Genomic DNA, 12,040 nt, shown 5'->3' on the forward strand with positions numbered 1-12,040 from the left:
TTTTCTGTGCAACTTATCAATCCAACCCTTATATTACTTTCATGAAACATCTCGAAACTACCTACAAAACCCATGATGGCATAGAACTTTATCTCCAGGCTTGGATGGTAGACGTTCCCAAGGCTTCCTTATTGCTAGTTCATGGTTTAGGAGAGCATAGTTCGAGGTATTTGCATCTAGTGGAAAAACTGAATGCGTCAGGTGTTTCGGTTTTTACTTTTGATGGAAGAGGGCATGGAAAATCTGTGAAAGGTGATCCCACAGCCTTTTTTGAATCTTATGAAGATTATTTGAAAGACATAGATTCCCTTTTTGGAAAGGTGAAAAGCTACGTACCTGGGGTTCCTGCCTTCATTTATGGGCATAGTATGGGCGGAGGATTGGTGGCAGCTTATGTCCTAAAATACAATCCAGATACAAAAGGAGTAATATTGAGTTCCCCTGCGATAAAAGTGGCAGAGGGCACCTCTAAAATCCTGATTGCTACGTCTAGTGTGATCAGCAAGTACTTTCCCAAATTGAAAGCGCTGAAACTCGACGCCCAAAAAATTTCCAGAATTCCTGCGGAAGTAGAAAAGTATTTGAACGATCCATTGGTTTACACAGATGCTGTACCAGCGAGAACTGGATATGAACTGCTTCAAATGATGCGTTTTATACAAGCAAACGCCTCAAAATTCAAATTGCCAGTTTTACTAATCCACGGTTCTGATGATGGGCTTACTAATCCAAAGGGATCAGAATTGCTCTATGAAAAAGCTACTTCAGCAGATAAAACGCTAAAAGTTTTTCCAGGAGGATTTCATGAATTGATTAATGATTTGGATAGGGAGGAAGTCATTAAGCTGATCGTAGCTTGGATTGGGAGTCGTTTTATTGACCCTTATTCAAAGGGTTAGATTTCGGCTAGTAATCCGTTAATATCCAATTGTCTGGTATACATCATGATACTTCCATCTGGATTCATTGGCCATTCTTCTTTTGGTCTGTCCCAATACAATTCCACACCATTTTCATCTGGATCATCCAGATATAAAGCTTCAGAAACTCCATGATCCGCAGCACCAGTAAGCGGGTAATTGGCATCCACTAGCCTTTTCAAAAGAACCGCAAGGTCGCGTCTGGTTGGTAAAACTATGGCAGTATGGAAAAGGCCAGCAGTGTTTTTTGGCGCTGGTTTTCCGCCCTTACTTTGCCAGGTATTCAGTCCAATATGATGATGATATCCTCCAGCAGAAATAAATGCTGCATCCTGTCCGTACATGGTGACCAATTCAAAGCCTAGCAAATCCTGATAGAAATCAAGAGAACGTTGAAGATCGGAAACCTTAAGATGAATATGACCTATGCGGGTGGCGGCGGGTATGGTGTAATCATTCATAAATTTGAAGTTTGAGATTTGAAATTAACCGAACTAGTTAACGATTAGTGCCTATTTCCAAGGAAATTTCAAATCTCAAATCAATAATCTCAAATTCTATATGCCTGGCGCATTTGGAAATTGAAGACTTTTGTAATACTCCAAATCTCCTTCTGGTTGCTCAATATCAGCCGGGAATGGTTTTTTAGAGAAAGTCTGAAAGTATAGTAAGCAGGCATTTCTCCACCATTCTGCCTCTTCCTCCTGAATTTCCAAAAGTTGGCGAACGTGATCAAACTCAGCAGGATCAATTTCCGATTCCAAACTCGCCCAAGTTTTTTGCATTTTCCTTACTTCTTTCACTCCTCTATCGTAGTGATAGGCTATTCCTTCCCAAAGGGTGTTTCCATCTTTTAGCTCAAAATCCCAAGGCACATGGTGGAACCACAGCAAGTATTTCTCAGGGATCTGATGCGGATCTGACCATGCTTTAGCGACTTCAGGAGCGTATTGTTCCAGAGCTCCACTTCCCTTGCTAGTTCTGTCAAAGCCGATTCCCAGACTATCCGCCTGATGGTAATAAGGTGCAGTCCAATCAGCTCTGCCGCCCATCACCCAAGGTCCAGGACCATAATGATGGCTTCTGCCCATAATATGGTGCAAACCAAGAGGAGTCATATAATCCACAGCTGCTTCATGCGAATCGAGCATGATTTCTTCGATTTTGCTCAGTACTTCAGGATTAGTTCCGAAAGTAAGTTTGATCCATTCATCTGCGATTTGCTTGGATTCCAGATTTGGATCCCACGCCTGTCGCCCAAAAGCAAACCAATTTGACTGTCCAAATAAATGACCAGTCCAGTTTCGATCTGTTCCAATATTTGAAACTCCAGCGATTAAGGTTAGTTTCTGACCACTTTCTTTTCCTTCCAATATACTTGCAATTGTCGAGTTAGGAGTTGGGCGAAAGGTTTTCGTTTTGAGCACTTCTTCCCACATAGGAGCGAGGTACACAAGATTGGTAGCTTGACCCAAGTATTCCTGAGTGATCTGGAATTCCATGCCTACATTGGTTTTGTTAATCGCACCATAAAGTGGGTGAACAGGCTCTCGCGGTTGGAAATCTATCGCTCCGTTTTTGATTTGAATGATCACATTGTCTTTGAATTTTCCATCCAAAGGCTCAAACTCATTATTTGCCTGCATGTGTCTGTCCACATCATCTTCGTGTGAATAGACAAAAGCTCTCCATATTAAAACTCCTCCGTGTGGCGCTAGTGCATCAGCCAGCATATTTGCTCCTTCGGCATGATTTCTTCCATATTCATGCGGACCGGGTTGTCCTTCGGAATTTGCTTTAACAAGAAATCCTCCGAAATCTGGAATAAAAGAATAGATCTCATCGGTCTTCTTTTTCCAGAAAGCAATCACTTCTGGATCCAATGGATCAGCTGTCTTCAGACCATCGAGTTGAATCGGTGCGGAGAATCGGGCGGTAAGAAAAACTTTGATGCCATATGGTCTGAAAATATCTGCCAACACCTTCACTTTTTTCATGAAATCGGTGGTCAAAATCAAGGCATTTGCATTCACATTGGTCAGCGAAACTGCATTGATTCCAATGGAAGCATTTGCCCGGGCGTAGTCAGTATAGCGTGGATCAACGTAGCCTGGAAGCTTATGCCAATCCCAAATAGAAAATCCTGCATAGCCTCTTTCTACGGTGCGATCCAAGTTGTCCCAATGGTTTAACATTCTAAGTTTAATCTTCGGACTGTCAGTTATTTCTATGGACTTATCGAAAGTTGTACTTTGAATAGAATTTAGCCAATTATAGACTCCGTAAAGTGCTCCGATAGGTTGGTTTCCCACGATGGCATAAAAGGATTTTCCATCTAGTTCTATTTGGCCTCTCCAGTATCCTTCGCTTCCTAATTCCTTGATTTGGGTTTGTTGATCAAGAGATAAGACCTGTGAAAGTTGCTCTCGTGTACCTATCCAAAGCTTTGTGTTTTGCAATCGCTCTTTAGTGTAAATCGGACTTTTGCCAAGCATACTTTTGGAAGCTAGATTCAGCTCATTTCGTATGGCTTCGTAGGTCGGATTTTCCCCGAAAAAGTAGACTCCAGAGAGCAAAGGTTCGACTTGAGATTTTAATTGGGAATCGCTGATAGGCTGATAATCTAGCCAGAGTTTGTAGCCGTCGTTGGCTAGGGAAGAAACTGTAAAGCAGATCCAAAGTATGGCTGACAGATAAATAGGTTTGTACATAGGTTTTGGGTTTGAGGCTAAAAGATCGAAAATTCATCGCTAAATCCAAGGGTTTGATTTTGAATGATGTACTTAACTACTTGATTTTTATCCTGACAATTTTCGTCAAATCCAATTTACAATTGCCTTTAAACTCACGCCTTTCCTTATCTTAGTTCCATTACTTTTTCCCTTATGGATCAAAAACCTTTCATCATTTACAAGTCCTCCGCCGGCTCGGGTAAAACCTACACGCTGACGCTGGAATATCTAAAACTTGCACTGCAAAGTCCTCATGCCTTTAAGCAAATCCTTGCGGTGACTTTTACAAATAAAGCTACGCAGGAGATGAAGGAGAGGATCGTTGAGGAACTAAAACGACTGCGGAATCATGTAAATCCTGATGAAAAGATGGATTCTGAATTGTTGAGCTCCTTGAAAGTTGATGAAGCCGGCCTAAAACTATTGGCTCAGCAGACGCTCACTGCGATTCTTCATGATTATGGAAGATTCTCTGTGAGTACCATCGATAGTTTCTTCCAAAAAGTGGTGCGAGCCTTTGCCCGGGAGATTGACCTAAATGCCAAATTTGATGTGGAATTGGATCAAACTGCAGTTTTGGAGCGCGTGGTGGATCGGGTAGTAATGCTTGTAATGGAGGATGAATTTCTGCACAAGTGGTTGGTGGACTATGCCTACGAGCAAATCCAAAATGGAAAATCCTGGGACATTAGACGAAATATCCGGGGCTTAGGTCAGCAGATTTTTCAGGAAGATTTTAAAAAATATGCTCCTGAAATCAAGGAGTTTCTGAAGGATAAAGAAAATATCACTTTACTACAGTCTTTTGTAAGGGAGCGTAAAAATGAGATTGTCAACTTATCAAAGGAGTTAGGCAAACAAGCAGAGGCTATTCGCATTACAAATGGATTGGAATGGACGGATTTTGCCGGAGGCTCTAGATCTTTTGCGAAACTGTTTGAGAAATTCGGAGATAGAAATCAGCCGCTACCAATTCTTTCGGATTCTCAACAAGGAAAAATTGATAACCCAGATTCTTGGTTTTCGAAGTCAAGTAAACAGATTGATGCTATTCTATCAGCCTACGATCAAGGCTTAAATCAGATTCTACATCAAATTTTGGTTCTTACAGGCAAGTGGAATACACTTCAGGCCATTGCAAAGAACAGCTATGTCTATGGGGTTTTTAGGAATCTTCTAGACGAACTTACGCTAATCAAAGACGAGGAAAATATTCTACTTATTTCCGATGCAAATGAATTTCTAAAGGAAATCACCAAAGGAAATGATACGCCTTTCATCTATGAGAAAGTCGGCAATCAGTACAAGAACTACCTGATTGATGAATTTCAGGATACCTCAGGTTTTCAATGGGATAGTTTCAAACCATTGTTAGAAAATTCCCTTGGGCAAGGCCACACCAATTTATTGGTAGGAGATGTAAAGCAATCGATCTATCGCTGGCGAGGTGGTGAGATGAAATTATTGCTTTCACAGGTGGAGGATGAAATTGGAAAGGAAAGCATACAATTGGAGAATCTGGACACGAATTTCCGCAGCCTTCCTAATATCATCAACTTCAATAATGCGGTTTTTAAGGCCTTGCCACAGGCAATGGAGCAGGTTTTGGGTTCAAGTTATGGAGTTGAAAATGCACAAATTCTTTCGCAAGCTTATGCCGATTCCTTTCAGAAAATTTCTCCTAAAAAAGAAAAGTCAGCTTTTAAGGGAAAGGTTAAACTGGAATTTATCGATCCCAAGGATGAAGAAGAGGTGGGTAAGTTCGATGAGATCGTTCTAGGAAAATTGCCTGAGCAGGTCATGGAGTTGCAGGATCATGGATATGAACTGGAGGATATCGCTTTTCTGGTGAGAACAAGATCAGAGGGTGAAGCCATCGCGGATTGCATGATGAACTATGCTGCGGAGCATCCAGACACCGCATACAGCTTCGATGTACTTTCCGATGAGTCTATGTATCTAAATAAGTCGGCTTCGGTGAAAGCACTTGTTTCTGGCTTCAATTACTTGCATAATCCTGCCGATAAAGTTCAGTACAAAACCATGTGGTATTATCTGGCGGTGCTAATGGACGCTCCCGTAGACCACGAATTGTTTGCTTTGGATAAGATGCCAGTCTTTCTGGAAAAGCAGGTTAAGCAATTCCAGGAAAAGGAAATTTTGATGCTTCAGCTGCCTCTAATGGAAGCTCTGGAGGAGTTGATCAAAGTGCTTGGATTGATGGAGTTGGGCCTGGAAAAGGCTTATATCTCAGGATTTAAAGAGGCTGTCTATGACTTCACAGCCAATAATAGGGCGGATTTGAGCGGTTTCTTGGAATGGTGGGAAATCAATCAGACTAAGCGCACCGTCAAAATCCCTGATGGTCATAATGCGATGCGAATTCTCACAATTCATAAGTCAAAGGGTCTTCAATTTAAGGTAGTCATGATGCCCTTCCTGAAGTGGACAATCTTTGATATTACGAAGGGCAATGTGGTGTGGTCACCATTTGAGGATAGAGAGAAAGGGCTCTCTGCTATTATTCCGTTGACATTAAGTGGGGATTTAGCGAATTCTGACTTCAGCGCTACTTACGCTGATGAAGCTACGATGGCCTATTTGGACAGCTTAAATATGCTATATGTGGCGCTGACACGAGCAGAGGATGTCTTTTTTGGTTTTATACCATACAAGGAGAAAATCGGTTCGCCGAATTCAATCGAAGTCCAGCTTCAGCAATTGGTTCAATCCCATACCGATCCAGAGTCTAATTTAAGTTTGATTTCTTATTATGACTCAGAGTCAAAAGTATTTGAGTTAGGCGAATGGCCTGTAAATCAAGTGAAATCAATACTTCCTGGAAAATCTCCAGAACTTCGCTGGGCCTATAAAAACTGGGCTGAAGTGCTTACGCTAAAGAAATATGCGGTTGACTTTTCGATGGAAGGAATTGAGCAGCGGAAGAAGCAGAAGTTTGGCTTAATAGTTCATGAAATCCTTGAATTATCTGCTGACAAGGCTTCAGCATTACAGAATTTGCAGTCATTCTATTTTGAAGGAAGATTGAACGAGGAGGAAAAACAGCTAGTCGAGCAGCAATTAGAGCATTTATTTATGGATTCACTTTTTGCTTCCTGGTTTGGCACCAAAGGTATTTTATTGGCAGAACAGGGGATTCTTTTACCAGGAGGAAAGCAGAAAAGGCCAGATCGAATTATCCTAAATGAAAATGAAGCTGTGATCGTGGATTTTAAAACGGGTGAGGCTCAAAGTCGCTATGCCAATCAAGTGAGAGAATACATGGAATTGGTGTCAAAGCTATCACAGAAGCCAACTAAGGGCTATTTATGTTATTTAGAAACAGGGGTAATCGAGGAAGTCAATGCATAGTTTTTTAAGAAATACCGCTAAAGAAATCCTCGAAAGTGGAGTTGATCTGCAAAAGCTCACCGTCGTACTGCCTAATAGGCGAGCAGGATTATTTTTCACTCAACACCTTGGGAGTTTGATCAGCGAACCTACTTGGATGCCTGAAGTGAAGACTATCGAAGAGATATTCTATGATCTGGCAGGAAACAGACCTGCTGATGATTTGACCTTGATATTTGAATTGTATCGAGTCTACCAGGATCTTAATCCAGAAGCCGAAACTTTCGATCGATTTTATTTCTGGGGAGAAATGATCCTTAAGGATTTCAATGATGTGGATCAGTTCATGGCGGATGCTGGTAAACTCTACCATCATTTGTCTGAAATCAAGGAATTAGAGTCGGATTTGAGTTTTCTGACCGAGAGTCAGCTTGCTTTGATTCGGCAATTTTGGGCATCATTTGTAAATCAGGATAGGGATCATCAAGAAAAGTTTTTGAAGTTCTGGCAATTGCTAAGTCCGCTTTACACTAGTTTTCAGGCTTCACTTGCAGTATCCGGTTTGGCTTATTCTGGGATGTTGTATAGAAAAGTTGCGGAGGGTTTGGAGAGCATTCCTCGACCTGAGAAAGTACATCATTTTGTGGGGTTTAATGCCTTCACAGGAACTGAAGAAGTCTTGATCAAACATTATATCACTGAATTTGAGGCAAAGATTTACTGGGATATTGATGCCTATTATTTAGAGGATAAAGTCCAAGAAGCAGGTTTGTTTTTCCGTGATTATCAAAAGGACAAGATCTTTGGCCCCACTTTTCCGGAACACATTCCTACTCAGATTGATGATAGGAAGGCAAGGATCAAGACCTACGCAACTCCTTTAAAGACCAATCAGGCGAATTTGGTTGGTGCAATCCTAGAGAAGATTCCAGCTGGGGAAGCATGGGAAGAAACCGTGGTAATTTTGCCAGACGAGCAAATGCTCTTTCCTGTATTGCATACACTTCCTGTGCAAGTCGATAAGGTGAACGTGACCATGGGGTATCCTGTGAAAAATGCGCCGGTTTATTCCTTTTTGGAGGCTGTGCTGGAGATGCAGCGTTTCATCAAAGAAGAGGATGGGAAAGTATTGTTTTATCATACTGCAGTAAAAAATCTTTTAAGCTCCATCTATCTCAAAAGTACCAATCCAGGATTTGCTGAGAACTTGATGGAAGAAATGCAGCTTCTAAACCAGATTCATGTTTCGGCAGAAAAGCTTCACAAAGGAGGAGAGTTATATCAGTTGATATTCCAAAAGTTGGAGAATGATTCTCTTTTTCCCTATCTAGCTAAGCTAATGGAAGCCTTGGCTGAGCGATTGAAAGATGAGCCTTTGCAGCGTTCTTATTTGTATCAATGCTTCAAGCAACTAACGAGATTACGAGAGATTTTTGCAGGACAGGATATTCTTTCCATTAATAGAGAATTCTTTATTCGCCTTTTTCGTCAGGTTTTTCGGGAGGTCAAATTGCCTTTTGAAGGTGAGCCACTTCAAGGTTTACAAATCATGGGCGTTTTGGAATCAAGAAATCTTGACTTCAAGCGAGTGATCATTTGCAATATGAATGAGGATAGCTTTCCGCCTTCTGCAGGTCTGAATTCCATGATTCCTTTTAATATTCGCAAAGCCTTTGGCTTGCCAGTGCAGGAGCAGAATGACTCGATTTATGCTTATACTTTCTATAGATTATTGCATAGTGCGGAGGAAGTTCATATGATTTATACTACAGCTTCGGATCAGGGAAAAGCAGGAGAAAAGAGCCGTTACATGCAGCAAATGGGAGTTGAGCTTGGAAGAGAGATGGAGGAAGAGGTTGTTTTCATACCCATCGATCAGAAATCTCCGGAAGCGATTACGATCCAAAAGGATTCAGAAGTTTTAAGCTTGTTGGACAAGTATCTGATCGATGAGTATGGGCAATCCAAGACTTCATTTTCACCATCTGCGCTAAGCGTATTTCTGGATTGTAGGCTGAAATTCTACCTTCAATATCTGGCAAATATTCAGGAAAAGCAGGAGGTAAGTGAGGAGATCGACGCTGCTGTTTTTGGAAATCTGGCTCACCTGAGCATGGAGATTTTGTATCAGGATTTTGCAAAGCGAAAGAATAGAACTTTGCTGGAAAAGACAGATTTCGATGAGCTGAATAAGAATTGGGTGTTTCCGGCAATTGAAAAAGCCATACGCCAATTCTACCATTTAGAAGATGAAGTAGATACAAAACTGAATGGGCAAATGGCAATTGCGCGTGATGTGCTGCAGAAATATTTGCATCAGATATTGAAAATCGATGAGGATTCTGCGCCATTTAGATTGATTTCTCTTGAGAAAGAGAAAAAATATACTGCAGGCCTGCCTATTGAAACCACAGCTGGAGCTCAAACTGTGTCTCTAAAAGGAATCATTGACCGCGTGGATGAGCATAATGGTTCTGTGAGGCTGATCGATTACAAATCTGGTCAGGACAATAAGACTTTCCCTGATGTGGAGTCACTTTTTGATCGTGAGCATAAGTCCCGAAATAAAGCAGCGATGCAAACGATGTTTTATGGATTGATTTATCAGGCTACAAATCCAAGCAATACCCTGCCTCTTAAACCTGCTATTTTCAATCTAAGGGAAATGTTTGGGGATGATTTCAATCCCTATTTACAGGTAAAATTGCCTAGAAAAGATGGAGTTGAAGTAAATGATTACAGGCAGTTTGAGGAGGAATATAAGACTGGATTGAAATCACTTTTGGAGGATATCTACAATCCTGAAGTTCCTTTTGACCAAACGGATGATTTGAAAAAATGTGGTTATTGTCCTTACAAGGAGATTTGTGGGAGGTGATTTTGAATAGTGATAATTTTCGCTCGAAAAAGAGAAGTAAATAGTTCAATACATAATCCCGATTCTGAAAACTATACTTCTATATAAATTTTCAGTTTGGTTCAAGGAGCTGAATCCAGGAGGTAGTTGATCCGATGCGATGGTCTGTGTACCTAAATTGGCTAAGCTTCCTTGGAAATAGGTAATGTCCTGCCGCTTATATGCCACGCTAAGTGAAAGGGCAGAATTGCCATTTCGGGCTGGAAAGCTGCATCCTACCGAAGGGCTAAACATTAATCCTCCTCTATACCAGCTTTTGCTCCACTCAGTTTCTTCCCTTTTTTCCAGCATAGCCGAACCATAACCCAAATCTAACCCTCCAAAAATTTTCGGTTTACCTTCTTTTCCCAAAAAACCACGATAACCAAAGGCAATTGGTATAATAGAAATATCCTCGTATTGATCTAAGCCAACTGAAAAACCTACCACATGATTTTTAAAGATTTGTGCGCCATGAAAGCTCATGAGCGTGAAATCTGTACGTCTTTCAGTATTTCCGTCCCATTGTTCTGGGCTGCGTCCGGTGAGCAACCCGATTTCAGTCTGGCCAAAATATACCTTATTCTGAGCCATCCCATCTAAATTGATCAATAGAAGACTCGCGAAGACAAGTGTTAAAGTTTTGCGCATTAGGATCAATAAAATTTGACTGGGTTTTTGACCTGGATACAGCTTAGTTTTTCGAGTTTACTTGGATTGCTATAATCAAACTGACATACTCCATCCGGACCTATCACGATAAGAGACTTTGGTCCAGGAATAAGATCAACTGACCTTTGACTAGTCAAAAACTCCAATTGATTTTGGTCAATTGCCATGACATCGTTGACTTTGAAGCTCTTTAAACCATGATTTCCTTCAGCAACATATAGAAAATCTTCTGCCAAACCCAGCCCATGTGGATTGAGCATGGGATAAGCCATTATAAGTTTTGGGCTGTACAAATTTTTGATGTCAATTACCTGAAGTTCATTGGATCCATTTCTGCACGTATTCCCATTTCTCAGTGTCACAAAAGCATAATCAGAATTTACTACAACAGGATCACAGGCCTGTAAGTGCTCATAAACGGCCATTCTGGTAGGTGATCTTGGAGTGCTGGCATCGTAGATGTGCATTCCACTATTTGACCCAATAAATAATTTATCCTCAAATGGGAAAATAGTTTCAATTCCCCAGCCTAGATCAATCGGCTTCACAAAAGTGGGATCAGACGGATTTTCTACATCAAATACGCGCATGGTAGATTCATCCACCGCATATAAGTGTTGATTTGAAAGAGTGAATCTTGCCATAGATCCACCAGTGCCATAGCTTTGAGAAGCTGCGGCAAAATTTGCTGTGAAACCCATTCTGGAATCCATCACCCAGCCACCTTCATACACCCCATTTTCAGTTGTGATTACGGTATCTCTGAAAGTGATAATCTGGCCCGTCTCATGAGTGTACATGTGGGTAAATACATCTTCTACGCGTTTGATGAGTTTGATATCATCTAAGTTGCTGATATCAAAAGCCAATAAATCCACATAATTATCAGCATATAAGATGTTATCATTTATAGCAAGATCTACATTTCCCTGAATAGGGATGAATTTTAGATTGATAGGATCGGAAGGATTGGTATTGTCCAGAATGTGAATCCCTTCAGTGGGTTCATTGATAAACAGATAATCTTCATAAATGTATATTTTACCTGGATTGTCCAAAGGTTGGGCAGGTTCGGTAGAAATCATTCTAGCCCTCACATCGCTCATTTCCAGGTAAACTGGCAACATAGTATGATAAGTATAGGATGTTGTGATTTCATCCTGACAAGAGGATAATATCAAAACTGAAAGAAAGAAAATCGTGGAGTAGTAGAAGGATTTCATTTGGCTTTAGTTTAGAGTTATAAAAGTATGTATCTGCTAGACGAAGCCAAAGAATAATATGCTACAGGAAGAGATGAGAAAATATGATATTTTTTAAATCCTTTTTTTCGGGAGCATAGTTTGAAATTCAATGAGTCTATTCCCTGTCCATATTCTACCAATATTTTTAAATAAACATTAGCACCTTAAATCGGTTTTTTTAAGGATGAAAGGCTCTCTTGTCTTCATTTCAAACCTTTAATCATA

7 protein-coding genes are annotated in these 12,040 nt (G+C 40.7%); 3 read left to right on the forward strand and 4 right to left on the reverse strand.

Features of this window, described 5'->3' with window-relative positions:
* Positions 1–41 precede the first annotated feature (41 nt).
* Entirely contained in the window at positions 42–899 is an 858-nt protein-coding gene (locus AACZ87_RS01180; protein WP_339864045.1) for a lysophospholipase, read from the forward strand.
* On the opposite strand, the gene AACZ87_RS01185 is transcribed toward AACZ87_RS01180, so the two are convergent.
* Together AACZ87_RS01185 and AACZ87_RS01190 are read right to left on the reverse strand one after the other, a co-directional pair.
* Positions 896–1,381 carry a VOC family protein gene (locus AACZ87_RS01185; RefSeq protein WP_339864047.1) on the reverse strand — a complete coding sequence of 162 codons (486 nt, stop codon included), beginning with the start codon at positions 1,379–1,381 and terminating at the stop codon, positions 896–898. The genes AACZ87_RS01180 and AACZ87_RS01185 overlap by 4 nt on opposite strands.
* A 96-nt stretch (positions 1,382–1,477) precedes the next feature.
* The gene (locus AACZ87_RS01190; protein ID WP_339864049.1) at positions 1,478–3,631 is read right to left on the reverse strand and encodes an alpha-glucuronidase family glycosyl hydrolase; all 2,154 of its coding nucleotides are present in this window, start codon (positions 3,629–3,631) and stop codon (positions 1,478–1,480) included.
* Positions 3,632–3,805: 174 nt separating this feature from the next.
* Here AACZ87_RS01190 and AACZ87_RS01195 point away from each other — a divergent pair, with 174 nt between their 5' ends.
* Together AACZ87_RS01195 and AACZ87_RS01200 are read left to right on the forward strand one after the other, a co-directional pair.
* Positions 3,806–7,024: a UvrD-helicase domain-containing protein gene (locus tag AACZ87_RS01195; protein ID WP_339864051.1), complete on the forward strand. Its 3,219-nt coding sequence runs from the start codon at positions 3,806–3,808 to the stop codon at positions 7,022–7,024.
* Entirely contained in the window at positions 7,017–9,881 is a 2,865-nt protein-coding gene (locus tag AACZ87_RS01200; RefSeq protein WP_339864053.1) for a PD-(D/E)XK nuclease family protein, read from the forward strand. Before AACZ87_RS01195 ends, AACZ87_RS01200 begins: the two co-directional genes overlap by 8 nt.
* Before the next feature lie 45 nt (positions 9,882–9,926).
* Here the strand turns inward: AACZ87_RS01200 and AACZ87_RS01205 are convergent, their stop codons facing one another.
* Together AACZ87_RS01205 and AACZ87_RS01210 are read right to left on the reverse strand one after the other, a co-directional pair.
* Positions 9,927–10,550, reverse strand: a complete 624-nt coding sequence (locus AACZ87_RS01205) for a hypothetical protein (protein WP_339864055.1) — start codon at positions 10,548–10,550, stop codon at positions 9,927–9,929.
* Positions 10,551–10,555: 5 nt separating this feature from the next.
* Positions 10,556–11,794, reverse strand: coding sequence for a hypothetical protein (locus AACZ87_RS01210; RefSeq protein ID WP_339864057.1), 1,239 nt, complete (start codon positions 11,792–11,794; stop codon positions 10,556–10,558).
* Between the last annotated feature and the right edge of the window lie 246 nt (positions 11,795–12,040).

This window comes from uncultured Algoriphagus sp., assembly GCF_963974365.1.
Classification (GTDB): Bacteria; Bacteroidota; Bacteroidia; order Cytophagales; family Cyclobacteriaceae; genus Algoriphagus.